Raw genomic sequence first — 23,467 nt, 5'->3', positions numbered from 1 at the left:
GGGTCGCCGAGCCAATGACCTTCTTCAATAGCCGGTGTAACGGCCAGGTTTGTGGAAGACGATCAGCACACCGGCTACGGCGGCGGCGCTAAGAACGGAAATCGCAAACTGTTTCGGGCCCATGTTCAGGACCGGGAGTGCGGCGGAGACTATTAGGGCATCTCCGATCAGCTGCGTGCGGCCAGCGTTCCACCCACGGCTTTTCTGCAACGCAAGTGCAAGGATACCAAGTCCGCCCACACCCACTCGATGGCGCGCCAGCACAAGGATGCCCACGCCAATCACGGTGCCCCCGAAGAGTGCGGCGAAGAGGCCATTCACGTCCTCGATGCGAAACGCCATGGGGGCTGCGAGTGCAAAGCCTGAGATCAGCAGATTTGCCGCGATCGCTTTAACCATGGAGGCGCGCCCCATCGTCCGGCGCGCTAGTACGAAAAAAGGAATGTTCAGCAGAGTGAACAATACACCGGGTGGCAGAGGCAGGATATTGGACAGCAAAAGCGCAAGCCCCGCCATGCCACCTGTAACGAGCCCGGCAGATTTAAGCCAAACCAGGCCGAGCACGACCAGGGAGCAGCCGGTCAGAAAGGCGTAGCTGTCTTCGAAGAACGTATGGCGAACGGCAGCTGCGGGCTGTTCCGTATTCATCGGGAATTATACAACGTTCCGGACGGGATTAAGCACTATTGCCTTCGCGCTACCGAGCGGGCGCCAACGATGAAGGAAGCGATACCCGTTTCGAATGCGAGACATTCAATTTATGTCGGTCAGGGTGGGTCCGCATTGATGTGCATCAAATGGTCTGCGGTCCTACAGAAGAGCAGCCGGGGGTGGAGAGGGGACATTGGCGCAGCACAACTCATTCGTACATTCGTCCAGACTTGCGATTCTGCACTTTCAGTGAGCAGCGGAAACGTCGTCTTGCCCGGCCTGTCGAACAATATTGTTCGACAGGCTTTGGATTGCTCCATGGCAGAGAAATCTACGACCATACCAGGCATTGCAATACCAGCGCCTTTGGGCCGCTCGGTCAACGGAAGCTTGACGTCGGCTGCGGACACATGCCCTTCGATTGCGTAACCGGCAATTTGCGCCGTGTGGCACGAACAGAAGTGAGCTGGAATGCCAAGAAGGGCCTGCAAATCGGCAGGGTAGCCGTATATCGAACGACTGGCCGCTTATTTTGTCGGATCGCCGAGCCGGTGGCGAAACAGGATGGGGCCGTACACAATGAGGAAGAGCAGGAAAGCGCCGCCCCAGCCGACGGCGCTCCATCGCATGGAAAGCGTGTAGTCGAACAAGCCGAAAGGCGCCGATACCCGGAGCAAGGCCCCGGCGGTGACCAGCACGTAGATCGCCACGGTGGCCCCGTCCGCGCGAAGCGCCCGGCCGGTATGGCCAAGCGTCGAGCGGGTCATCACCGCGAGGATCATCGACCCCATCGCGCCCGCCGTCAGCGCATGGATCGCGGCGGTTCTCGGGACGGCGGCGACGAATATGCTCGCGCCGAGCAAGAGCAAGCCGACAGGCAGCCAAGCGAAGCCGACGTGGAGGATGAAGACAAGCGGATCGCGCACCGATCGCGCGCCGCCCCAGCGCGAGAGGCGCGCGAGCTGGGCGGTTCCCGCAAGCAACAGGAGCAGGCCGGCAACGCGATGGAACGGAGCGGCCGTCCACGCCGCCATTGCGAGCACGGTGATCGCGATAGCGCCTATGTCGAAGCGCGTCGGCTGGCCCGGCAGGCGGTGCTTCTCGCCTTGCTTGGCGAGCCAGTTGCGGGTGAAGGACGGGATGATCCGTCCGCCGATCAGCGAGATCAGAACGACCACCAGCAAGATACCGGCATGCGCGCCGAGGCCCGGCGCCACGCCGGCACCCATCGCCTCCGCATGGTCGGTAGCGCTCGCGAAAGCGAACAGAAGCACGACCAGAACGATCGGGAAATTGCGGTTCTTCGCGGCGAGTACTTCGCGCCCGGCAACGGCGGCGAGTACGAGGAAGAAACCGATGTCCAGCGCCGCTGCCAGGCCGGCGCCGATCGAGGCCGAGAACAGGATCGCCATCCTCGCCGCCAGCCATAGCCCAGCGAGCGCCGCCAACGGCAGCCCGGCGATCGGCAGCCGCCCGGTCCAGTTAGGGATCGCAGTCAGGAGGAAGCCGGCGATCACCGCGCCGACGAAGCCGAACAGCATTTCATGCCGGTGCCAGGCAAGCGGCTCCATGACCGTGGGGAGGACGACGCCGCCGGCGAGCGCCACTAGCCATAATGTCAGCGCGACGACCGCCCAGGCGGCGCCTCCGAAATAGAAGGGCCGGAACCCGCCGCGCAGAAATGCTGGCGAGGCCGTCATCCGCATCCGCCGCAATTCAAGCATTTGTTCGCCTCTGGTGATCATCTTGGTGCTCCGGCTTCGCCGTCCTGTTGACCTCTTCGGCGCGAGGCGATGGTTTCAATCTCATTCGTTGAAATGGGGGACTTGCTCACGCGGGCACTCGCTTCCGTTATTGACATCCCTCTAGGCGCGCCTGTGGACGCAGCAGATACGTAGATTTCCCAACATCCCCTTTCTGATCTCAGCCAGCTCCCTGAACAGCCGGAAAAGTCAGCGAGATGTTTTCTTCAAGAAAATCAAAATAAATGCGCTCCGGGATCACGCGAAAACCCGACCAGAAGGATGGACGTTCCAATGCGCCCAAACCCAACCTTATGGAGAAATAGGCTACGCGCCTCAGCAGTTGCGCGCGACTGCGCAATGGCTGGGATTGACGTGAAGCCCAGGCTCCAATGCGCGATTGCCATGGGCGGCTATCAAAATAGGCATCGGCTTCTTCTGGCGCGACCGGTTCAACCCTGCCTTCTACGCTGACGCGCCTGGCGATCTCGGGCCAGTTGAAGCACAATGTAGCCTGCGGATTTTCCGCCAACTCCTCTCCCTTGCGGCTCGAATGATTGGTGTAGAAGACGAAACCGTGCTCGTCACAAACCTTGAGCAGCACCATTCGTACGGAAGGAGTGCCCCTGCATGTTGCGGTGGCGAGAACCATCGCTGTGGGCTCGATCACACCCGCCCGAACTGCCTCCTCCAGCCACGAACGAAACAGGCTCAGCCCACCCGCCATATCTCGAGGGCCGGAAACGCACAGATCTGCGACTTGGCCAGCCATGATTCAATGTCGGGCAGCGGCGAAGGAGGAGGAAAGCGAGGTCTGGCCAATCATATGGGTTGTCGATCCTGTGCATCGGTATTGCCCTCTATTTCCTCATTGGATTCGAAAACCGGTGATCCAGGTCAAGGCGGTCCGCCCGTGACTCCCGCATCCAGCGCGCCGAGAGTGACATGAATCAGGAAACGGATCGCGACTCCCATACCATCGCCCGTGCGAGCAGCTTGCTCGTTGAGCGCTCGGGACCGGCAATCCTGGATCGCGCCGGACAACCAGCCGTGATTCCTGCACACTGGCCGCTGCTGGCGACGACCGTCTCCGCTGCCCTCGTCCAAGCAGTGTCTGACGCGGAGCTTGGGCCTAACGAGCTTTAGCTCGTGGCCGGCCTCACATCGAACGCTTCTTCTCGCTCCTCACCGACCGCCAAATCAGGGGCGGCGCCCACCGCAGCGTCGATGCGCTGCATGAAGCGATCGCTACCTTCATCGATCAGCACAACGCCGACCCCCAGCCTTTCCGCTGGACCAAATCTGCCGATGACATCCTCACCTCAATCGAGCGCTTCTGCCTCAGAAATGCCCCCGATAGAACCAAGATCGAACGAACTTCTGGTTCAAGATAGCTATTGATCGAGAGTAGCGATTAGGCAAAAGGCGCGTCGAGCCGCAGACCTATCTTTGTCACTAGGATGTCGCGAACACCCGCGAAAGCTCGGAACTGCACGCCAAAAATGCTTCGTGCACGGCTGGATCGAACATGCTGGGTTTAGTGCGTCCGTCGCCTTGCGTGATGACTTCGAGCGCGTGCTTATGAGTCATTCCGGCGCGGTATGGGCGATCGTCCCGCAGAGCATCATACACATCGCAGATGGAGACGATACGCGCCTCTTGAGAAATTTGCGCTCCTGAAAGACCATAGGGGTATCCGCTTCCATCCCAGTTTTCGTGGTGCTGAAGTGCAACTATCGCCGCCAGGTGCTGGGTAGTGTTCGAACACTGGGACAAAATCGTGTACCCCCAGATAGGGTGCTGGCGAACGACCTCCTTTTCCCTTTCACTTAAGGGGCCGGGTTTTTGCATGTAGGTTGTGGGCACGAAAACCTTGCCGATGTCGTGCAGAACTGCCGCATCAGCAATGAGAGAGACCTCATGATCTCCAAACCCCATTTGCAGTGCGAGAACTCTGCTCAAAGCACCGACCCTGCTTTGATGCTTTTCGATCGTGAGCCGATACGCATCTTGAGTGCTTAGCTCGTGCGGTTTTCCCATCGATAAGCTTGGTCCGGCGAATGGCGCCCGCCGGTTTCTCGCGTGATAGGGAGATCGAGAGGATATTGACCAGGTCACCGCTAATGTCACTGCACAGTCGGCTCACAGAGCCGGTCGTTGATCGTACGACCAACCAGATACTTCATCACGATCCCAGAGCGAACGAGGCTCCACAGCCGCATCCTTGACCGGAGCGGAGCCGTAGTCTGATTCAGAACCAATGCCAGTGCCAGCCGTACGTTATCAAAGGAGCCTGCAAAGCTCCCGATGAAATATCTTCGAATCCACGCATGGTTACTCCAAGTTCACGACATCCTCGTCGTAACGGGGTACGCGCGATTGGTTAAAAAGCTGCACGATACCGGGCATGGGCTGGTGGTTTGCAAGGGAAGCAGGTTTACGACTCTATACTTTCACAAATGATCAGCAATTTAGTGGATATATTGGCGGAGCAGGCCGAACAGCTGTTCACAATTCTCGAACAGGGCGAATGCGAAGTTGAGTTGCTACGCCTACCCATCAACATCCCCGAGGCGAAGATCTTTTCCCCACCGCGCGTACCCTCCTGCCAGTGGTAGACGCTGTTCAGCACCCCGTGCCCCATCAGCATCCACTTGCCGGCCATCGCCTCGAGGCCGCTGTGGATGGAGGAGTCCGGCTGCCAGGCCATCCCGGAGGCTTCCCGGCTCGTCGAGTAGGGCCGAGGGCGCCGCGCATCTCGTGGCCCATCCCGGGCATGGTGGAATGGTACATCGGCGGACCTGCCACTGCGCTATCCTCGGCAGACATGGCGTGGCCGCTGTGGTCCATAGGCTCCGGCCGGGCCGCGGTGTCCCGCCTCGCTTCGGCAGTCGGCGTGTTGTGGCTGGAATGGTCCATCGGCTGCGCCGTTACCGGAGCTGCGGGAGGCTCGGCCTCAACCGGCGTCTGCATCCCCTCCATGCCCCTCATATCGTGCCCGTCGTGGGGCCGAGGCGCCGGCTTCAGTGCCGGGGAGGGTGCCAGCCTCGGCGCGGGCTTCGTCGCCGGCATTACATGCCCTCGATGACCCTGGTGCTGAGCATTAGCCGGCCCAGGGGTGATGAAGCCGAGGACGCACGCCCCGGCCACAAAACTGGTTTTCACTTTTCTACACTCCAATGTCGACGGGCAGAGGCGGCGGCGAACGGCCGCCGCCTCCTTCGTGACTTACTGTTGGTGCTGCTGGGGCTGGCCCATGTCGTGGCCGGTATGAGCGTCATTGCCGCTCTTTCCCTTGCCGTACTCGTCACAGCAATCCATCGGCTTGGACTTGTCTTCGCAGCAGCAGTGCTTCTTCGGCGCTGGCGCCGGTTGGGGAGCCGCCTGCGCGTGAGCGACGGCGGGGAGAGCGATCGCAAAAGCGACCGCAGCCAGTATCGTTTTCATTGTCATACTCCTGAGATTGAGTTGGTTCTCGAATCTCAGGCAAATCGTGGAGGGGGCGTCGCTGCCTCCGGGTTAAGACCGTGACCGCTCCTCGCTAACGGGATCGGAACGATCGCGCTCGGCGCCATTGGCTTAGCGGGGACGTCGGACCCGAATGACGGGATCGCCGCACAGGCCATCATGCAGTCATGCTGCTGGGCCGGGTGGCTCTTCGACTTGTCGTCGCCCTTCTGCATGCCTGCGCAGTGATCCATACCCGGCATAGCCTCGGCATGATGCGTAGTCGCACTCGCGGGATGATGAGTCGCCGCCTGGACCGAAGTGCCGCCGATCATCCCGAGCGGCGCGAGGAGCACCGCCATGATCGTCATGATACGCATGAGACGCGTCGCCAGCATGAGGGGCAAATAAGCCAGCGGCCGGAAGGTTGCAACGGAGCGACGCATCATGATGCTTCCGCCCCCTCAAGACTGCCGAGAATCGGGCACTCGGGCCGATCGTCGCCGTGGCAGCACTGCGCCAGATGCTCGAGCGAGCGCCGCATCTCGTCCAGATGCCGCGCCTTCCGGTCCAGGTCAGCGGCGCGGGCGAGCGCCAGTTTCTTCACCTCCGCGCTTGCGCGGCCACGATCGTGCCACAGCGCCACAAGCTGGCTGATCTCCTCGATCGAGAAGCCGAGGTCACGCGCCCGACGAATGAAGCGCAGCGTATGGAGGTCCCGCTCGTCATAGTCGCGGTAGCCGGAGTCCCGCCGCGCCGCCTTCGGCATGAGCCCGATCTTCTCATAATGGCGGATCATGCGCTGGCTCACGCCGGACTTGGTCGACACCACTCCGATCTTCATCGCCATTGGCTCCTTACAGCCGAACCGCGCGAAGGCGCAGCGAGTTGCCGATTACGGCAACGGAGCTGAACGCCATGGCGGCGCCGGCGATGATCGGGCTGAGCAGCAGCCCAGTGACCGGATAGAGGACACCTGCGGCAATCGGCACGCCCGCAGCGTTGAACACGAAGGAGAAGAAGAGGTTCTGGCGGATATTACGCATCACCGCCCGGCTCAGCCGCCGCGCCCGCACGATGCCGCCAAGGTCGCCTTTGACGAGCGTGACCGATGCGCTCTCCATCGCCACGTCCGTGCCAGTCCCCATGGCGATCCCCACGTCGGCGGCCGCCAGCGCAGGGGCGTCGTTGATGCCGTCCCCTGCCATGGCCACCCAGCGCCCGGACGCGCGCAGGCGCTCGACTACGGCCTGCTTCTGGTCCGGCAGCACATCGGCGATCACATCGTCGATGCCGCCGATCCGGCGCGCCACCGCATCCGCTGTCCGCTGGTTGTCGCCCGTCAGCATGACTAGGCGCACGCCGTCCTTGCGAAGGCCGGCAATCGCCTGGGCCGCGCTCTCCTTGATCGGATCGGCGACGGCAAGGAGCCCGGCAAGCTTCCCGTCAACGGCCACGAACATCACGCCCTGACCTTCGGAGCGCATGTCGTCGGCACGTGCGAGAAGGGGCGAGGCGTCAATCCCCAGGTCCGCCAGCAGGACCTTGTTGCCTAGCGCCACCTTGCGCCCTTCAACGGACCCGCTGACGCCCTTGCCGGTATGGGAGGCGAAATCCGAGGTCGCCGGCAGATCGAGGCCGCGCTCCTGCGCACGCTCGACGATCGCCGCGGCGAGAGGATGCTCGCTGCCGCGCTCCAACCCCGCCGCCAGGCGCAGAACGTCCGCTTCCTCGGCGCCTTCGGCCGTAACCACGCCTACAAGCTTGGGCTTCCCAAGGGTCAGCGTGCCCGTCTTGTCGACCACCAGCGTGTCGATCTTCTCCATCAGCTCAAGCGCCTCGGCGTTCTTGACTAGTACGCCCACGCTGGCGCCGCGGCCGGTCCCGACCATGATCGACATCGGCGTCGCAAGACCGAGGGCACAAGGACAGGCTATGATGAGCACCGCCACGGCGTTGACGAGAGCAAAGCTCATCGCCGGCTCAGGACCGAACAGGGCCCAGATGCCGAAGGCGAGGATGGCAATCAGCACGACCGTCGGCACGAACCAGCCGGACACCTTGTCCGCGAGGGCTTGGATCGGCGCGCGCGAGCGCTGCGCCTCGACGACCATTTGCACGATCTGCGACAGCGTCGTATCCTTGCCGACCCGCTCCGCACGCATTAGCAAGCTGCCGGTGCCGTTGATGGTGGCTCCGGTGATCTTCTCGCCGGGTACCTTCTCGACCGGAATGGGCTCGCCGCTGATCATCGACTCATCGACGGAGGAGCGACCCTCGACCACCACGCCGTCGACCGGCACCTTCTCGCCGGGCCGCACACGAAGCACGTCTCCGGCTCTCACATGCTCGAGCTCCACATCCTCCTCCCGGCCATCCTCGCGGACGACGCGGGCCGTCTTCGGCGCAAGTCCAAGCAGGGCACGGATAGCCCTGCCGGTGGCCGATCGCGCACGCAGCTCCAGCACCTGGCCCAGCAGCACCAGCGTTGTGATCACTGCCGCCGCTTCGAAATAGACCGGCACCATCCCTCCCATCGTTCGGAACGAGGGGGGGAACAGCCCAGGGGAGAATGTAGCGACCAGGCTGTAGGAATAAGCCACGCCGACGCCGAGGCAAATTAGAGTGAACATATTGAGGTTGCGGCTCTTCAACGAAGCCAAACCTCGCTCGAAGAACGGCCAGCCGGCCCACAGAACGACGGGGGTCGCGAGTGCCATCTGCACCCAGACCACCATCGTCATCGGCAGCCAGTGCCAGCCGAACAACTCGGTACCCATTGCCAAAACCAGCAGCGGCAGCGAGAAGACCGCGCTCACCCAGAAGCGGCGGTTCATGTCGACGAGCTCGGGGTTGGGGCCCTTCTCAAGCGTCGGCATCTCGGGCTCCAGCGCCATACCGCAGATCGGGCAGCTGCCCGGTCCGGCCTGCCGGATCTGAGGGTGCATCGGGCACGTCCAGATCGCGCCCTCGGCAACGTCCTCCGCCGCGGCCGCCTCAGCCTTTGGATGCAGGTAGCGATGCGGATCGGCGATGAACTTGCTCCGGCACCCGGCGCTGCAGAAATGGTAAGCCGTGCCGCCGATCTCGTGATGATGGACCGTGACCGATGGAGCGACTGTCATACCACAGACCGGGTCATTCTCGATTCCCGGCCCGGTCGCCGCAGAGTGGTCATGTTGGCAGCAGCTGCCCTCGTGTGTCGTGTCCACAGCGGTTCTCCTTTGGGAACCAGCGATTCGGCTCCCGTGGACCATCACATGATGTTTGACACTATGTCAGAGTCAAGCGGATGCTGTCTCGCGAGACTGACACCGCACTCTTCGCACGGATCGGGAGCGCCGGTTCGCATGAGCCCCGGACGAATGTCCCATCTTGGCGATGTCCAGAGTGACCCTGAATGACAAGTATTGGGCGCTGAGCGGACGTTGTAATAGAATGGACCGGCGTGCGATAACAGGCAGTTATGTGAGCCCTTCGTCGGCAGGTAGGACATCTCCCCTCATGTGAATGCGGTTCGAATCCCTCTGCGGGATCAAATTCAGGGCGTAGCTTGGTTAGTCCAAATATTTTCCAATAAGATCGATGACTTACCGTGGCGAGGGTGGGAGCAAGCAATCAAATTAACCCTTGGGCCAATAACGATAAATAAAGCGGCACTTAATTCAGTCCCACACTCAGTCCCTCACTCGCCACCGCTCCACTTAGATACATAAAGCTGTCGCCGACCCTTCTCAGCACCGCGAGCTGATTCATGGGAGCGCCGGGCTTGCGGCGACGAGACATCCACTGCCCCTGCCCCATCGCTCCTTACCATGAGGTGTATTTCGTCTGACAACGCCGCCGGGGAGTTCAACTCGCGCTGTCTGCAGCTGGATTCGCAATAGACGGATTGGGACGCCTGATATGGGATGAGTGGGACCTTCGACCGTATGGAGCTTGACTCCCTCAGCGCAGAACGCGGGCGATCTAGGAGGGTCGCCATAGGCAGTACCCTAGCTCCTCGCTTCGCTTACAAGCGTCAGCCTCTCCAGGCGTTCGATCAATCGTCGGGCCCGCTGCTTTTCAAGGAGCCTCCCGATCTCCTCGGGCCAGACATTGAGCGCTTGTCGAACGAGGCCCTTCATTTCATGCTCTATCCAATCCGGGTCCAGGCCGAGATAGTCTGCAATGCGCCGCACCCGACGAAAGCTGACATTGGCGAAATTATGGGTGCCGGCGAACCGTAGGGCGAGCGTGTCCTGCGGGGCATAAAGGACGGTCGGTACGATGTCATAAGCGGGCGACAGGCGGATTTCGCCTGGTTTGGGGAAGATGAAGGACCAGTTCTTGAGGTGATTGTCGCCATTTCCGATGAGCACATCAACGATGACGCGGCGAAAACCTTCGAGCACATCCGCGCGCCAGTCGGTGCTGAATCTCCGTATCATGTTAAGAACGGTTTCAGTTGTGGCCATGGTATATTTGCGCTCCCCAATCGCGCCGACGATCTGCCCGGCATCCTCAATGTGAAGCCGGCGACCGTCATCGCTGCGGTCGAAGCGGTCGACAAGGAGCGCATTGGATCCGTACTGCATCTCGGGTGGAATAGCTTCGACCTGGTTCATGGCGACGAGGCGGCAGGACGCCGTGTCGATCCCCACCAGCTTGGCCAGGTGCATCGCGGCAAGTTCGGTTTCGGGAAGCGCCTCGAAGCGGTCGCTCGCCACCTTGAGGATCCCCCGCCCCTCGCCTGCACGCGCCGGAACGGTAAGTCGGTCACCTTCAATCTGCGCGGCGAACTTCAGCTGGACGCCCGCGAGTGAGAATTTGACGATGCCTTCCGGCCGTGGAACTTCGAATCCATGGATACGCTCGAGCTGGAGAGGCCCCGCAGAGGAAGGCGTGTCGGTTTCCGGCGTGATCAGGACGGCGCCCGGCAAATCGGCACCAAGCCGCGTCAGGAGATCGAACTGATCGTGATTACCGGGACCCATCTCCGCTAGTACCAACTCGCGCAAGGCACCCTCGGGAAGGAGACCGGAGAACCAGGGCGGCAATGACCCGTGAAGACCGATCTTGTCGCCTCGATCGGCCAGCCGGCGGCGGGTTTCTTCTTCGTCTTCAGGCGAGGTCCAGCTGAGGCTCAGGATGGGGCGCCGCTCATCGCGCAGATAGGCTTCTGCAACGACGAAAGCCGTCGCTCCGTCTCGATCGCGTGACAGCGTGCCCACTCGCACCGCCCGGTTGTCGGGCGTCAGGAGGTACACGCCCAATAAGGCTGCCGCGATGGCCATCAATCGTCACCGACCTTATCATCTTCGTCGGCCAGATCGACGAAGACTTCATCGAACGTAGATCGGTGTGAGCGGCCTAGGACGAACTCGTTCGTCCCTTCTTCCTGTGCAGCCAGGATTGAACCCGCCTGCGCTCGCGGCACGAGCACGGGGATGAGATCCAGGGCGTCGCAAATCTCCGCGAACAAGGTGAGCCGGTCGCGGCCCAAGCGATTGGTGACGAGGTCCCGCTCGAGCTCGGAGATACGGGCCCGATCACGCCCCAGCCTTCGTCCCAACGCCGGCTGAGTGAGTTTGCGCCGGGCACGCGCTTGCTTCAGTTGCCTGCCAAGGCCCGGGAATATCATCGTCTTCATGCGTTGTTCCGCTTGTTTTCTTCTAGCGTGCGGAATAGTGCTTTATATCATTTGAAGCTTGCCTCAAGCGCAATTCCGCACACTCATGCCAAAAAGAGCGGAATACCGCATCTTTTTACACACGGGAAGAGCGCCACAGGCTTTTCTATTCTAGACTCTAGCCGAAAGCCGGCGGGCAGTGCGCAGACGTTCGGATCTCCGCGAGTGACCGGTCGAACCGGCCATTAGCACGTAGATGTTGGTGCGGCCGCCTGCAATGCGCGAGGGGCAAGAACCGCACGGAAGAGTTCCACTAGAAATTGATTCGCCGCCCGATCCATTTCGTGAGAGCCAATTCTAGTTTAGGATCTTCGATCTCTCCCACCCAAGCGATATGCCCATCCGGCCGGATCAGCAGCGCCGGGGGCGCAGCAACGGTTCCGAAGGCTGGAAGCTCCCAGAAACCCTCATGGATAGCATTTACCAACTTCAGCCGGTCGCCCCACTTGTCTCTGATTAGCGCGACTGTGGCCGTGCTATCGCAGCTTCAGACCATGAGGTTCCGCCACTCGGCAAGAGCTGCCGTGCGGCGGCCTTTGTAGGTCGTGCGGTCGATGAGGTGGCGTTCCTGGGAGGAAAGATTGTGGGTGCAGGCATGGATTGAGCTGAATTTCTGCAGGGTCTTCATCCGTCGGAACCGCTGCATCGCTCGCTCGCGTCCAGCAGCTCTCCTCAGGGCTGTCTGCCAGCCAGCACTTGCCGCGTAATTTGGTCTCGACCCGCAGGCGTGAGGGCAATGTGGCCATCCATGAATGAGACGAGGCCCTCCTTGATCGGATTCCCCGGCTTCAGACGATGGTTGATAAAGTTGCGAAGCTGCTGCTCCCAGACCTGTTCACCCTGTCTGATGCACGAAGGCGCACGGTCTTCACGGCCGAGGTCCAGATATGCGGGGAGAGCGGCCTTCAGTTGATCCACCGATGCCTCTCCGCTGGGGCTCGCTCCAAGGAATCGAAACACGGCGACAGTGACATCCACCTCGCTAACTCGCGCATTCGTATTTGGCATATTGTTTCTCCGGGCGTTCTGATCGCTAATGAGGTCACTTTCGCGTCTCAGCATCCTTCATTGCTTCCTGTCTGTTGTGGCGATCGTGAGCTCGTCCGCCGGCGATGGTCGCAGCGAGGAATATTCCCATCATCAAGAGGGACACGACAATGATCCAGAAGATCAGCATCCGCGCAATTCTGAAGAGCTAGGCTCTGGCGTAGAAGCAGACGCCCCCTCCGGATTATGTGCCGCCTCGCTTGCCTGATCACTGCCGTCCGCGAGCCACCACTGCAGCGCCATCACGCCACCCTTCGCGGGCTGGATGAACGCGGCGCCGAGGATTGCCACCAGCGGCAGCCAGATGACCAGATGGACCCACAAGGGAGGGTGAACCATTGTTTCAAGACCGATCATTCCTGGCGCTATGATGTGCCCCAGCACCAGGATTACGATATAGGGTGGAAAGTCGTCGGAAGACCGCGCGTTCCAATCTTCGCCGCAGGCCACACACCTACTTACCGGCTTCAGAAAGCGCTTGAACAATCTGGTGCAGCCGCAGCGAGGACAGCGCCCCCCCGTCCCCCGCCAGATCGCCCCCATGACTGAAGAGGGTCGCAGGCAAATGAGGTTGCCGTCGTCGACGCTCGTGGCATTGGGATGATCTCGATGAAAGAGCATGTCGACCATGGTTACCATCTCAGCCACCATCATCTCCCGGAGCTGAGCACAGTACCCCGACGCTTACGAAATCCTCGAACTGGTTGAGCGGGGCCGAACACTCGCGGCGCGATAGAGACGCGTCGCGGACGGCCGCGCGCTCCAGCGCGTAGCCAATCTGGAACATCAGCTCCGCAGCATCTCCGGCGGATAGTTCAAATCTAATCTGGCCGGTGTGTCCCTTCGCAGAAATAGCAATTGAACGGGCCGCCCCCCCTGCCTCGCTGACGAGAGCAGCTCGCGGTTCCGTCGCGACCCCGCGTCCTCGCGTTAATGTGCCATGCCTCCTCGTGAGCTCGGTGGTAAATTCGACCGGAGCGCGTGTGGTCGCTCGGTAATGGGGCATCTGGTCCTCCGTGGTCACTCCTGGCTAGCCTCAAAAATCAGTTCTTGTTGCACCAGCCTGATTAGTGCTATGTAACATATCATTCATCACGCTTCTAGGAGTATTTTGATGTTTAAAGCATCACCCGTTGTCCTGATGACAAGGGATTCCATTTTCCACCCTGAGCTCGTGGTGCCCGAGTCGCATCTCCTTGATCAGAGAAGCCTCGACGGGAAGTATGTTGATCAGATGCATGCTCTGGAGAGCAGCGGTGGCGAAGAGAACGAAGCGCGCACAGATCCTGGGAGCATCCAAGGCCATCGAGCGCGCTCGAGCTTTCACGGCAGAATGGTTTGCCCAATGCGCTCAGATGGAGAATCTCACCGCGGAATACGATACGCTCAAGTCGGTGCAGAGCCGAGACGGGATTGCCGCCGCGCACGAGGGGCCGAATAATTGACCCGTTTGTTCCGCAATGACGAGGACTTCACGATCCGTCGCGTGAAGGAGATCCTGCAGACCGCAGATGATCCTGCAAAAATCTCCCGCCTCATGATCGCCGAGCTCGAGGGAGCGCTCGTGGAGGTGCGAGGTTTGACGTCGGGTCGCCTTGCCGATCGTCATGACTGGCGGCGCCGTCTGGCGGAGGCCAAGTTCCGGGAGGAGAACTGGGGGCAAAAAGCGGAAGAGGTCTTGTCCTGGGGGCGTGAGGATCTAGCCCGAGCGGCATTGGTCGAGAAACACAATGCTCTGGCTGAGGCATCTGCCCTAGCGAGCGAGGTCGCCTTGCTCGACGAGCTTATCCGGGCCTCCGACGAGGAGGTCGCCAAGATTCAGTACCTCCTGCGCGATCTGAAAGCCCGTCAGACGTCCTCACAAAAGCGACTGGCCTATCACTGATCGTGCCGACCATTTTAAGATGCGCAGCAGCGGACTAATGAAGTTTCATACATCTTTGACTGAGAGGCAAACATGATCACTTCCGCCCAGGTTCGAGCTGCTCGCGCGCTGCTTGGCATCGATCAGCGCCAGCTTTCCGAACTCGCCGGCCTGTCGCTCCCGACCATCCAGCGAATGGAAGCCTCGGATGGGCAGGTTCGCGGGATCATCGACACCCTGATGAAAGTCATTGAGGCCTTGGACGCTGCGGGTGTCGAACTCATTAGCGAGCGGAGTCCGAGCACCGGATCGGGGCGCGGAGTCCGCCTCAAGGAAGCAGCCGTAAAGGGCGCCGTGGCCTCGAAGCCGCCCGCAACCGAAGGAGCGGCTCTTTAGGCTCGCCTCTCAAGCCAGATTCAATCGAGAGGGTAGTTGGATCCCCCCGCAATGCCGCAAGCCTTCACCCCCAAGCTCTGGACCGTGCTGCGGGGAGGCTATGCTTCAGCAGACTTCCGCGCCGATGCAATTGCCGGGCTTACGGTAGCGATCGTTGCCCTTCCTCTCGCGATGGCGCTTGCGATTGCCAGCGGTGCATCGCCGGATAAAGGGCTCATCACCGCCGTCGTTGCTGGATTGCTTATTTCTTCCCTTGGGGGGTCAAGGGTTCAGATAGGTGGCCCCACCGCCGCGTTCGTGGTGGTCGTCTTCAATGTCATCGCGACGCATGGCTATGACGGTCTCGTCCTCGCGACTTTGATGGCAGGCGCAATCTTGACCGTCGCCGGGCTGGTGAGGTTCGGACAGATCATCAAGTTCATCCCGCACCCCGTGGTGACGGGTTTCACGGCGGGGATTGCGATCATCATCGCCTCCAGCCAGGTGAAGGATTTCCTGGGCTTGGCCATCCCGAACGTCCCGGCAGAGTTCGTCGAGAAGTGGATCGCCTATTTCGACGCGATCGCCACCGTCAGACCGGAGACCGCCGGCGTTGGCCTAGCATCGCTGCTGATCATTCTTGCGACGCGCCGCATCAGTCCTCGGTTACCCGCGTACCTATTTGCCGTCGTCGTTGCCGCAGCGGCCGTGGCGCTATTGAAGCTTCCGGTCGAGACGATCGGCTCGCGCTTTCCTAACATGCCCACAGGGATCCCCGCGCCTTCGATCCCGACCTTCTCCCTCGTGAAAGCCGAAGAGGTGCTTCCCTCCGCTTTCACGATCGCGTTCCTGGCAGGAATCGAGGCTCTGCTCTCGTGCGTAGTTGCAGACGGCATGACGGGCTTTCGCCACCGGTCAAACCAGGAGCTGATCGGTCAGGGCGTAGCCAACGTCGCAAGCGCAATGTTCGGGGGCCTGCCAGCCACCGGAGCCATCGCCCGCACCGCCACCAATGTGAAAAGCGGAGGTCGCACCCCTGTCGCTGGCATAATGCACGCAGTCTTCATCCTGCTGTTCATGCTGTTTGCAACGGATGTGATGAGCTATGTGCCGATGGCGGTCCTGGCCGCCATTCTCTTCGTGGTCGCCTGGGGTATGAGCGAGGCAAAGAGGTTCTTCGCGCTCCTCAAGATGCCAATGGGGGAGCGTGCGGTCCTTCTGATCACCTTCGGCCTCACTGTCTTCCTGGATCTCACCGTGGCGATAGGCGTGGGTGTCACTCTCGCGTCCCTCATGTTCATGGCCAAGATGAGCGAGGCCGGCGGCGTTGTGAACGGTCGCGCTATGCTGAACGAGCAGGATGCGGACGCCGAGGACGTACACCAACGCGACGCGTTACCCAATGGCGTCGAGGTCTTCCAAATCCTTGGCCCGTTCTTCTTCGGGGTCGCGGGCGAGCTGCTTAGCACCCTTCGAGGCATGGGCGAACCGCCCAGGATCATCGTGCTTCGGATGCGCCTTGTTCCTTATCTGGACGCGAGTGGGACGACGGCACTCGAGGATTTCGTGCATGAGGCGCATGTTGCTGATTGCAAGGTCATTCTGTCCGGCGTTCGGAAGCAGCCAATGGAGGTGCTCAATCGCGCAGGGCTCGGCCGTAATAGCGACCGGGTGAGCCACGCTTCCAACTATCTGGACGCCCTAGCGATGATTGCCTCCGCAGACGGCAAAGCCAGCGCCGACTGACGAACAAACGGACGATTATTGTTTACCTACAGCCTATGAAGCATAGCTTCATCGTGCTTGATTATGCTTCCATTGCAGCGGTGGCCGCTATCGTCCGCGAAGGGTCGTTCGAACGGGGCGCTGCCTTGCTTGGCATAACGCCATCCGCCCTCTCGCAGCGCGTCCGCGGGTTTGAGGAACGGCTTGGTGCGATCCTGCTCGTCCGTGGCCAACCTTGCGAGCCGACAGAACTGGGACGCACGCTCTGCGCTCACCTCGATCGCGTTAGCCTCCTTGAACACGACCTTGCGCCATCGCTCGGCAGTTCCGCGATCGGCGCCAAAGCATCGATCACGCTGCGCCTCGCGGTAAAATAACTCGACCTTGCATCCCCGACCGTCTTCGGCTCACTCGGGAAGCTTAGAGCACCTGACGGTCCAACCGCCGAAGACAAATCAGCTTCGGCCGGGCCAGCCTTCGCGGCTCAACGTTCCGCAGAGCTGCTCGATATCCTGCAGATCCACATAGGCCTGGCCCGACACACGCAGCAGGAGCTTTTCCGAAACCATGCTGGCCGCGACCTGGATGCGGTGGCGCTGCCAGAGGCCGGTCCTGAGTGCGGCAGCATCTCCAGCCGTTGCCGGACGGCACTGCGGCAGGATGAAAGACCGCATCCATGCGCTCGACGGCGATCGCGCGACCGGAACCGCGCCGATGGCGGCGAGCCGCTTTGTGCAATCGGCGAGCAACATCTCGACATGCGCGGCTAGGCCGCGTTCGGCGAGCGCCCGGCGAAATTCCATGCCGGCCGGAGCGGCGAGCCAGGCACTGTAGTCGCGCGTCCCGACATAGTCGAAGGCGCGCGGGAATCCCACGCCGGCGAAATGGCTCGTTACACGCGGCTCGGTCAGCGCCGCCGCCTCGCCGCTCGCATGAAGGATTGCGGTGCCGCGCGGCGCATAAAGCCATTTATGCGCGTTGGAGACATACCAGTCCGGGCGGAGCCGAGCGAGCGAGAGCGGGACTTGGCCGAGCGCATGAGCGCCATCGATCAGCAGGGCGATGCCGCGTTCCCTAAGTAGGGGGGCGATGGCAACAATCGGAAAGACCAAGGCGGTCGGCGAAGTGACATGATCGATGACGGCAAGCCGAACCGCTTCCCGGGCCTCCTCGCCGATCCGCCCGAGAATCTCCTCCTCGGAACAGGGAATCGGAAGATCGACGACGCGAAGCTTCGCGCCGGTCGCCCGGCACCGCCGTTCCACCGCAAGCCTGACCGCATTGTAGCCGTGCGAGGTGACGAGCACCTCCTGCGAAGGCTGCAGCGCGACCGAGTCGAGCACCGCCTCGATCCCGACGGTCGCATTTTCGACGAAGGCAATGGCGGCGCCCGGCGCACCCGCGAATGCGCCAAGACGCGCCGCAGCCCGCCGCAGCGGAGTCTCGTCGGCAAGCGGCAGGACATGATCTTCGAAAAAGCGGTCGGGATTGGATTCCAGCTTCCGCTGGTAACGCCGCTGCACCGCCTCCACGCACCGCGGCAAGGCTCCGAACGAACCATGATTGAGAGGAACGAGATCGGGCGCGAGCGACCATAAGCACCGCACGCGGCGCCCGAAGCCGGTCCGGTCCTCAGCCAGCGGCAGAAGCGTATCGATCTCGCCTAAATCGACGGCGGTTACCCTGTCACCTGTCATCGATGCAGTTCTGCTCTGCTTTCTCGGCTGCTTCACGCGCCCCTGCGGACCAGCAGCCGGGCAAGCCAGCTCATCGCCTGCATCCTTCCCTCGACATCGGTGCCGACGAACGCGATCTCGTCCGTGCCCAGTCCTGGCAACAATGAGCTGGCCTCGAAGCGATCTTCCCCGATGCGGTGCAACTCCACGGCTGGATGCTCGCCCGCCATCGTTTCGTAATGATCCACCTTGAGGGCGCCGCGGCCAAACAGGCGCCCGTTCTCCGAGAAGATTTCGACGCGGAACGCGCTGTTCTCGTACCAGCCCCCGTAGCGACTGGTGTCCGCCGTCATCGGCAAGCGGCTGGGCAGCGTGCTTGTGAGGCCCGTCCAGTCTCTGAGAATGGGATCGATCAGGCTTGCCTTCAGCGCGTTGAGCCTGGCGCTGTTGGTCAGGATGACGAAGATGCGGCCGCTCGCCGGGTGAGCATAAAGCGAGGACCAGACGCCGGGCCCTCCGCCCGAATGGGTGAGCACGCCGCCCGGCAGCAGCATCCAGCCCAAGCCGACGCGCAAGCTCTCCGGCGCCGCGAACGTGGCCGTCTCCTGCGCCATCTGCGCGGCCGCCTTCGCAGAGAGGATGCGACGACCGTTCGGCCCCTCGCCGTTGTTCAGGAGCGCGCGCGCGAAGATCATCAGATCCGACGCGGTCATCATCGCGGTGGTTCCGCAGGGAGCGAAGCTCAACGGAAGGAAAGGCTTTCCGCTTTGCACGAGCTTGCCGGCGGCATCGACCTGATCGCCGATACTTACCCGGAAGCGTGGCGCCTCACTGACGTCGACGAGCGAGTAAGTCATCTCCAGAGGCTCGAACAATCTCCTCTTCACTAGGCTGTACCAGCTCATTCCGCGCAATCTCTGGCTGAGATAGCCTGCGATCACGGTGCCAATGTTCGAATAGGACGTCGCTTGTCCAGGGACGTGGAGCTGGCCCATGCTGCTGCACCGGTCGATCGCATCGACGATCCGTTCCTGGTCCGGGCCGTGATCGTCTGGCATGTCCCCATCGATGCCGCTAGTATGATTGACCAGCATCCTGCAGGTGATCTGCTGGAGGGCTTCCATATCGCCGAGCTTCAGGTCGGGCAGATGTCTGACGACCGGATCGTCAAGGCTGATCAGGCCGTCGTCGACCAGCTGCATGAGCAGGACGGTGTTGAACAATTTGGTGATCGAGCCGATGTGCATCAGCGTATCGGGCGTGACCGGATCGCGGGTTACGCTGTTACGAAGACCAGCAACTGCCGTCTCGAGCCGCTGCCCGCCCCAATAGGCGAACGACGCCCCCGTTATCTCATCATCCCGGGCCGCGTCGCCCAGCAGTGCGGCAAAATCTGTCGTCATGGCAGGGAAGCTCCGTCATCTGGTGTTAGGCGCGCGCGACCGGCTGCACTTGCCGCGGCATTGAAGTGGCTTCGGACATAAGGGGCCGCGCGCAGGAAATGATAGGCGGACCACAGGCGCACCATGGAGACTCCGAGCATCGCGAAACGAAGCGAATCCTCGCCCAGCGCTGGATGAAGGAGGTCGCTGATGATGCCGACGATTTGGGGAAAGGCGCCCATGCCGACGAGATTCGCCGCAAGCATCACGATCGCCATCGACGTGGCCCGTGCCTCCCCGCCGACCACCCGCTGGAACACCGAGAAGATTGGTCCGAGAAAGAAGCTTCCGGCGATGGTCATCGGAATGAGGATCAGCAGCGCCGCCGTCGCATTCCCGATCAGCAGGAAGACCCAGAAACAGGGCACGATTGATGCGACGACGAATGCCGTCAGCCTGATCTGGGCGGCCTCGTCGTCCCGGAAGAAGCGCGCCGAGACCTGACCGCCGAGAAGGATTCCGATCGCGCCGCATATACCGAATATGAGCCCGAACCAGATGCCGAGCACTGACGTGCTGAGATCATGACTTCTGACCATGAAGGCCCCATACCAGGGGGCCAGGCCGAAGCCGGTCGCGTAGAGGAGCACGATACCCAAGGTCAGATGACGGGAGGATCTGGCGGCCCAGATTTCCCGGAACACGCTCCAACTCGACTTCTGGGTCCGGGCGGCGGCGAGCTCCACTGCAACCGCCTTTCGGGGTTCCTTCAGGGTCGCCGCGACCAGCAGCATCGTGACGAGGCCGGGGATTGCCATGACCGCGAACGTGGCGCGCCATCCGATGCGATCGTTCAGCCATCCACCTCCCATATAGCTGATCAACGATGCAAGCGGCCCGGCGAGCATATAGACCGTCATCGCCCTCAAGCGCGCCGCGGGTGCCGGAAAATAATCGCCGATGAGCGAGTAGGTGGGCGGCATTCCTCCCGCCTCCCCGACCGCCGCCGCGATCCGAGCGGCGACCATTTGGACGAAGTTCTGAATCCAGAGAAAGGCCAAAACGGTCAGAGCCCACAGCCCGATCGAAATCGAAGCGATGGTGACCCGGTTTCCGCGGTCGGCCCATCTTGCGATTGGGAGGCCCACCACCGCGTGGAACACGCCGAAGGCGATGCCGGTCAGAAAGCCCAATTGGGTATCGCTGAGCGCCAGGTCGAGCTTGATCGGTTCGATGAGCAGGGTCATCAGGCCGCGATCGATGTAGGTCAGCGTATACAGGAGCGTCAGGAGCGCGACTGCATAGCCGCCCTTTCCATAGCCTGGAGATTCCTCGATCGTCGCAGCAGTCGGTTGTCCGACTTTCATCAGGAATTGCCCGGAGGGCCTTGCCTGACGGGTCGAAAGCGGTTCAGCACCATCGGAACGCAGTCACCAAGTCACGAGTCGCCATGACCTTCAGAAATTGAGCCGCGCGCCGATCCCGAGGGTCCGTGGCCGGTGCCGGGTTGCAACGATGCCGCCATCCGGAGGGAAGAGCGATGTCAGGAAACCTGATGGCGTGATCGGATTGTTCTCATTGGTCAGGTTCTCGGCGAACACGAAGAGCGTCCAGTTATCGCGGCCTAGCTCGTAGCGTGCATCGACCCTTATATTCTCGTCGCCGGGAAGGGACGCTTGCCCCAGGATTGTCTGGAACCGTGTCGAGGCGTATTGCGCGCTAACGGCCGCGACTCCCTGCAGGCTTCCCCAACGATGCTCATGGCGGATCCCAGCGCTGACCAGCCACTCGGGCACGAAATTGAGCGGCTGGCCTGCCCTGAACAATGGTACTGCGGTCGCCGGGTCGGCGCCTGGCGCGAAGAAGTCGCGTTTGATCCGCGACTTCGTATAGGAACCCGAGAAGTTCAGCGTGAGCGATCCCGTCGGCCGGGCAAGGAAGAGCCATTCCACGCCATAGCTCTCCGCATCGCCCACATTGAGGATTGTGTTGGCAGGGACCGTCGCGCCCGGCGCCACAACCGCCGCCGACTGCTGCGTGTCCTGAATGTCGTTGTAGAACAATGCCCCTTCGAAGTGGAGCCGACCATCGAGGGCATCTGTCTTGTAGCCGACTTCGTAGGCGGTCAAATTCTCTGTTCTCACGCGGCCGGTGATGCTCGGGACCACCATTTGGGCGAGGAAGGTAGTGACTGTAAAATCGAGCGTCGCTGGCCGGAAGCCTTGAGAATAAACGGCGTACAGAGTCGAATTGTCATTCGGATGCCAAGCAGCGCTGAGCTTGGGACTGAACTGCTTGGTCGAAATGGCGTTTCGGATCTCTGGACCAAGAAATGCGCTGAAGCTGCGGGTGTCGTCCTCGAAATAGCTGGCGCCCGCGGTGAGATCCAGGACCCCATCGAACAGCGCGACCGCGGCCTCCCCGAAGATTGAGAATCGTTCCGCTCTGAAATTTTCCTGGACGTTGAAGGGAAGACCCAGGCCGCTGAGCTCCTGATTTATTTCGGCTGAGATGTCGTTGTAGAAGCCGCCGACCAGCCAGGAGAAAGCTCCACTCCCGGTCGAGTTCAGACGCACTTCCTGAGCGAAATTCTTGGCAAAGGATTCGGTGGGAATCGAGACGGCGGCACTGGTTTCTCCAGCGTTCCTGAAGTCGAGATAACTCGTCGTGCTCGTCAGCGTCGCACCCGGGAACTCATAGGTAATGACCGCACCGGCCTGATCGTAATCGGTCTCGATCGACTGATCGACCGCGCCCCCCAATTCTGCCCGGTCATTGGCGAAGACATTGCCGGCCGCATCGATGCGCGAAATGGCGCCCTGAAGCTGGAGCGTTAGGCGGTCGGTCGCGGCGATCCGCAATTTGGCGCGAAGGTTCAAACGCTCGCTGTCGTTGAAGTCGCGCTGGTTCAGCGCCGGCCGCTCGAGCCAGCCGGAATCGTCATAATAATCGCCCGATACGCGAAGCGCGATCCGATCTTCCACGATCGGGATGTTGACCGCGCCGCCGAGGAAGAAATTTTCGCCGCCACCTTTGGTCGTCGACACACGCCCTTCCGCCTTGCCTGCAAGATCGTCCAGGTCGGGGTCGCGGGTGCGCACCAGCACCACACCGCCAGATGCGCCGGCGCCATACAAGGATCCCTGCGGCCCGCGCAGCACCTCGACGCTTTCCAGGTCGTAAACCGACGGATCGGGGAGAAAATTCTGGTTGATGAAGGTGAAGGGCAGATCGTCGAGATAAAAGCCGACGCTTGCCGCACCGAATGTCGCGCTGACGCCTCGAATCTGGATTGTGTTGACCCCCGGTGACCCCGCGTTGGTGATCGAGGTAGACGGAACCTGTTGCAGGATATCGACGAGGCTTCGCGCACCCGCTGCTTCGATCTCGTTGCCGTCGATCACGCCCACGGCAGCCGCAGTATCGGTCAGCAATTGCGGGCCGCGCTTCAGAGCGGTGACGACGATTTCCGCGTCTGTCTCGGCCGCAGCTCGACTTTCAGGTCCCCCCGCCCCGCGGACCGGCTCCACCGCCGATTGCGGCTCATCAGCCCGCGGCACGATCGCCACTGCGCCCGAAGGATCCCGCTTCGCCTCGAGAGGCGTGCCGCTCAGCAATTTCTGCAGCGCTTCGTCAGAAGAATGCGCGCCGGACACGCCGGACGTCCTGAAGCTGCGCACCGCGTCGGTACGGAAGATCAGGCGAGTGCCCGACTGCGCGGCGAATTTCTTCAGTGCGGTACGAAGATCGCCGGCGGGGATAGAATAGGTCCGGTCCTGCGCCGCAGCGATCGCGGGCGAAAGCGCGGCGAGCGACATTCCCGCCGCGAGAATGAGCCTGGTCGCAATCCTTCCTGCCATGTCTTCCCCCTCTGGTCCGGCATTTTC

The 23,467-nt window shown here is 61.6% G+C and carries 24 protein-coding genes and 1 pseudogene; 6 read left to right on the top strand and 19 right to left on the bottom strand.

Features of this window, described 5'->3' with window-relative positions; all coding sequences use genetic code 11:
* Positions 1-24 precede the first annotated feature (24 nt).
* The 5 genes from RQX22_RS18045 to RQX22_RS18025 all read right to left on the bottom strand — a co-directional run bounded on the left by RQX22_RS18045 (position 25) and on the right by RQX22_RS18025 (position 4,433).
* Positions 25-648 carry a YitT family protein gene (locus tag RQX22_RS18045; protein ID WP_315728406.1) on the bottom strand — a complete coding sequence of 208 codons (624 nt, stop codon included), beginning with the start codon at positions 646-648 and terminating at the stop codon, positions 25-27.
* A 119-nt stretch (positions 649-767) separates the two neighbouring features.
* Positions 768-1,142 (bottom strand): DUF411 domain-containing protein, encoded by a 375-nt coding sequence (locus RQX22_RS18040; RefSeq protein WP_315728405.1) that lies wholly within the window; start codon positions 1,140-1,142, stop codon positions 768-770.
* A gap of 36 nt (positions 1,143-1,178) precedes the next feature.
* The gene (locus tag RQX22_RS18035) at positions 1,179-2,396 is read right to left on the bottom strand and encodes an NnrS family protein (RefSeq protein WP_315728404.1); all 1,218 of its coding nucleotides are present in this window, start codon (positions 2,394-2,396) and stop codon (positions 1,179-1,181) included.
* Positions 2,397-2,574: 178 nt separating this feature from the next.
* Positions 2,575-3,165: a pyridoxamine 5'-phosphate oxidase gene (gene pdxH, locus RQX22_RS18030; protein ID WP_315728402.1), complete on the bottom strand. Its 591-nt coding sequence runs from the start codon at positions 3,163-3,165 to the stop codon at positions 2,575-2,577.
* Between the two features lie 683 nt (positions 3,166-3,848).
* Entirely contained in the window at positions 3,849-4,433 is a 585-nt protein-coding gene (locus RQX22_RS18025; RefSeq protein WP_315728401.1) for an HD-GYP domain-containing protein, read from the bottom strand.
* Between the two features lie 419 nt (positions 4,434-4,852).
* Here RQX22_RS18025 and RQX22_RS18020 point away from each other — a divergent pair, with 419 nt between their 5' ends.
* A complete protein-coding gene (locus RQX22_RS18020) occupies positions 4,853-5,011 on the top strand; it encodes a hypothetical protein (protein WP_315728399.1) in 159 nt (52 codons plus the stop codon).
* 610 nt (positions 5,012-5,621) lie between these two features.
* Here RQX22_RS18020 and RQX22_RS18015 read toward each other — a convergent pair.
* The 10 genes and pseudogenes from RQX22_RS18015 to RQX22_RS17975 form a co-directional block, all read right to left on the bottom strand.
* The gene (locus tag RQX22_RS18015; protein ID WP_315728397.1) at positions 5,622-5,840 is read right to left on the bottom strand and encodes a hypothetical protein; all 219 of its coding nucleotides are present in this window, start codon (positions 5,838-5,840) and stop codon (positions 5,622-5,624) included.
* A gap of 35 nt (positions 5,841-5,875) precedes the next feature.
* Positions 5,876-6,289, bottom strand: coding sequence for a hypothetical protein (locus RQX22_RS18010; RefSeq protein WP_315728395.1), 414 nt, complete (start codon positions 6,287-6,289; stop codon positions 5,876-5,878).
* Positions 6,286-6,684 (bottom strand): Cu(I)-responsive transcriptional regulator, encoded by a 399-nt coding sequence (gene cueR / locus RQX22_RS18005; RefSeq protein ID WP_315728460.1) that lies wholly within the window; start codon positions 6,682-6,684, stop codon positions 6,286-6,288. Before cueR ends, RQX22_RS18010 begins: the two co-directional genes overlap by 4 nt.
* A 13-nt stretch (positions 6,685-6,697) precedes the next feature.
* On the bottom strand, positions 6,698-9,097 hold the full coding sequence (locus RQX22_RS18000) for a heavy metal translocating P-type ATPase (RefSeq protein WP_315728458.1): 2,400 nt from the start codon (positions 9,095-9,097) through the stop codon (positions 6,698-6,700).
* Positions 9,098-9,835: 738 nt separating this feature from the next.
* On the bottom strand, positions 9,836-11,116 hold the full coding sequence (locus RQX22_RS17995) for a type II toxin-antitoxin system HipA family toxin (protein WP_315728393.1): 1,281 nt from the start codon (positions 11,114-11,116) through the stop codon (positions 9,836-9,838).
* Positions 11,116-11,472: a helix-turn-helix domain-containing protein gene (locus tag RQX22_RS17990; RefSeq protein ID WP_315728391.1), complete on the bottom strand. Its 357-nt coding sequence runs from the start codon at positions 11,470-11,472 to the stop codon at positions 11,116-11,118. The genes RQX22_RS17995 and RQX22_RS17990 overlap by 1 nt, the downstream gene beginning before the upstream one ends.
* Positions 11,473-11,764: 292 nt before the next feature.
* On the bottom strand, positions 11,765-11,968 hold the full coding sequence (locus RQX22_RS19370; RefSeq protein ID WP_410001662.1) for an aromatic-ring hydroxylase C-terminal domain-containing protein: 204 nt from the start codon (positions 11,966-11,968) through the stop codon (positions 11,765-11,767).
* 30 nt (positions 11,969-11,998) lie between these two features.
* A pseudogene (locus RQX22_RS17985) lies at positions 11,999-12,169 on the bottom strand (IS6 family transposase); the annotation flags it as partial.
* Between the two features lie 14 nt (positions 12,170-12,183).
* Entirely contained in the window at positions 12,184-12,429 is a 246-nt protein-coding gene (locus tag RQX22_RS17980) for a hypothetical protein (protein WP_315728387.1), read from the bottom strand.
* A 252-nt stretch (positions 12,430-12,681) separates the two neighbouring features.
* Positions 12,682-13,212 (bottom strand): DUF983 domain-containing protein, encoded by a 531-nt coding sequence (locus RQX22_RS17975; RefSeq protein WP_315728384.1) that lies wholly within the window; start codon positions 13,210-13,212, stop codon positions 12,682-12,684.
* A 602-nt stretch (positions 13,213-13,814) separates the two neighbouring features.
* On the opposite strand from RQX22_RS17975, the gene RQX22_RS17970 reads away from it, so the two are divergent.
* The 5 genes from RQX22_RS17970 (at position 13,815) to RQX22_RS17950 (ending at position 16,899) form a co-directional block, all read left to right on the top strand.
* Positions 13,815-14,003, top strand: coding sequence for a hypothetical protein (locus RQX22_RS17970; RefSeq protein ID WP_315728383.1), 189 nt, complete (start codon positions 13,815-13,817; stop codon positions 14,001-14,003).
* A gap of 5 nt (positions 14,004-14,008) precedes the next feature.
* Positions 14,009-14,443 carry a PspA/IM30 family protein gene (locus RQX22_RS17965; RefSeq protein ID WP_315728381.1) on the top strand — a complete coding sequence of 145 codons (435 nt, stop codon included), beginning with the start codon at positions 14,009-14,011 and terminating at the stop codon, positions 14,441-14,443.
* Between the two features lie 72 nt (positions 14,444-14,515).
* Positions 14,516-14,818: a helix-turn-helix domain-containing protein gene (locus tag RQX22_RS17960; RefSeq protein WP_315728379.1), complete on the top strand. Its 303-nt coding sequence runs from the start codon at positions 14,516-14,518 to the stop codon at positions 14,816-14,818.
* A gap of 51 nt (positions 14,819-14,869) precedes the next feature.
* Positions 14,870-16,543 (top strand): SulP family inorganic anion transporter, encoded by a 1,674-nt coding sequence (locus tag RQX22_RS17955; protein WP_315728377.1) that lies wholly within the window; start codon positions 14,870-14,872, stop codon positions 16,541-16,543.
* A gap of 35 nt (positions 16,544-16,578) precedes the next feature.
* Positions 16,579-16,899 carry a LysR family transcriptional regulator gene (locus RQX22_RS17950; protein WP_315728375.1) on the top strand — a complete coding sequence of 107 codons (321 nt, stop codon included), beginning with the start codon at positions 16,579-16,581 and terminating at the stop codon, positions 16,897-16,899.
* Between the two features lie 78 nt (positions 16,900-16,977).
* Here the strand turns inward: RQX22_RS17950 and RQX22_RS17945 are convergent, their stop codons facing one another.
* The 4 genes from RQX22_RS17945 to RQX22_RS17930 form a co-directional block, all read right to left on the bottom strand.
* Positions 16,978-18,219, bottom strand: a complete 1,242-nt coding sequence (locus RQX22_RS17945) for an aminotransferase class V-fold PLP-dependent enzyme (protein WP_315728373.1) — start codon at positions 18,217-18,219, stop codon at positions 16,978-16,980.
* Between the two features lie 32 nt (positions 18,220-18,251).
* On the bottom strand, positions 18,252-19,601 hold the full coding sequence (locus RQX22_RS17940) for a serine hydrolase domain-containing protein (protein WP_315728371.1): 1,350 nt from the start codon (positions 19,599-19,601) through the stop codon (positions 18,252-18,254).
* Entirely contained in the window at positions 19,598-20,947 is a 1,350-nt protein-coding gene (locus tag RQX22_RS17935) for an MFS transporter (protein ID WP_315728369.1), read from the bottom strand. The genes RQX22_RS17940 and RQX22_RS17935 overlap by 4 nt, the downstream gene beginning before the upstream one ends.
* Positions 20,948-21,037: 90 nt before the next feature.
* Positions 21,038-23,440, bottom strand: a complete 2,403-nt coding sequence (locus RQX22_RS17930) for a TonB-dependent receptor (protein WP_315728367.1) — start codon at positions 23,438-23,440, stop codon at positions 21,038-21,040.
* Positions 23,441-23,467: the final 27 nt, after the last annotated feature.

Origin of the sequence: Sphingosinicella rhizophila (genome assembly GCF_032378825.1) — a bacterium.
GTDB lineage: Bacteria > Pseudomonadota > Alphaproteobacteria > Sphingomonadales > Sphingomonadaceae > Allosphingosinicella > Allosphingosinicella rhizophila.
The sequence above is the reverse complement of the archived record's forward strand: the minus strand, read 5'-3'. Positions and strand labels throughout refer to the sequence as shown.

Bases quoted from the DNA above. Each gene is read 5' to 3' on its own strand.
- RQX22_RS17935 (WP_315728369.1), bottom strand. From the start codon at position 20,947: ATGAAAGTCGGACAACCGACTGCTGCGACGATCGAGGAATCTCCAGGC.
- RQX22_RS18025 (WP_315728401.1), bottom strand. From the start codon at position 4,433: ATGGGAAAACCGCACGAGCTAAGCACTCAAGATGCGTATCGGCTCACG.
- pdxH (WP_315728402.1), bottom strand. From the start codon at position 3,165: ATGGCTGGCCAAGTCGCAGATCTGTGCGTTTCCGGCCCTCGAGATATG.
- RQX22_RS17995 (WP_315728393.1), bottom strand. From the start codon at position 11,116: ATGGCCATCGCGGCAGCCTTATTGGGCGTGTACCTCCTGACGCCCGAC.
- RQX22_RS17940 (WP_315728371.1), bottom strand. From the start codon at position 19,601: ATGACGACAGATTTTGCCGCACTGCTGGGCGACGCGGCCCGGGATGAT.
- RQX22_RS17950 (WP_315728375.1), top strand. From the start codon at position 16,579: ATGAAGCATAGCTTCATCGTGCTTGATTATGCTTCCATTGCAGCGGTG.
- RQX22_RS18035 (WP_315728404.1), bottom strand. From the start codon at position 2,396: ATGATCACCAGAGGCGAACAAATGCTTGAATTGCGGCGGATGCGGATG.
- cueR (WP_315728460.1), bottom strand. From the start codon at position 6,684: ATGAAGATCGGAGTGGTGTCGACCAAGTCCGGCGTGAGCCAGCGCATG.
- RQX22_RS17990 (WP_315728391.1), bottom strand. From the start codon at position 11,472: ATGAAGACGATGATATTCCCGGGCCTTGGCAGGCAACTGAAGCAAGCG.
- RQX22_RS18010 (WP_315728395.1), bottom strand. From the start codon at position 6,289: ATGATGCGTCGCTCCGTTGCAACCTTCCGGCCGCTGGCTTATTTGCCC.
- RQX22_RS17930 (WP_315728367.1), bottom strand. From the start codon at position 23,440: ATGGCAGGAAGGATTGCGACCAGGCTCATTCTCGCGGCGGGAATGTCG.
- RQX22_RS17960 (WP_315728379.1), top strand. From the start codon at position 14,516: ATGATCACTTCCGCCCAGGTTCGAGCTGCTCGCGCGCTGCTTGGCATC.
- RQX22_RS18015 (WP_315728397.1), bottom strand. From the start codon at position 5,840: ATGAAAACGATACTGGCTGCGGTCGCTTTTGCGATCGCTCTCCCCGCC.
- RQX22_RS17945 (WP_315728373.1), bottom strand. From the start codon at position 18,219: ATGACAGGTGACAGGGTAACCGCCGTCGATTTAGGCGAGATCGATACG.
- RQX22_RS17975 (WP_315728384.1), bottom strand. From the start codon at position 13,212: ATGATGGTGGCTGAGATGGTAACCATGGTCGACATGCTCTTTCATCGA.
- RQX22_RS18020 (WP_315728399.1), top strand. From the start codon at position 4,853: ATGATCAGCAATTTAGTGGATATATTGGCGGAGCAGGCCGAACAGCTG.
- RQX22_RS18045 (WP_315728406.1), bottom strand. From the start codon at position 648: ATGAATACGGAACAGCCCGCAGCTGCCGTTCGCCATACGTTCTTCGAA.
- RQX22_RS18000 (WP_315728458.1), bottom strand. From the start codon at position 9,097: ATGGTCCACGGGAGCCGAATCGCTGGTTCCCAAAGGAGAACCGCTGTG.
- RQX22_RS17955 (WP_315728377.1), top strand. From the start codon at position 14,870: ATGCCGCAAGCCTTCACCCCCAAGCTCTGGACCGTGCTGCGGGGAGGC.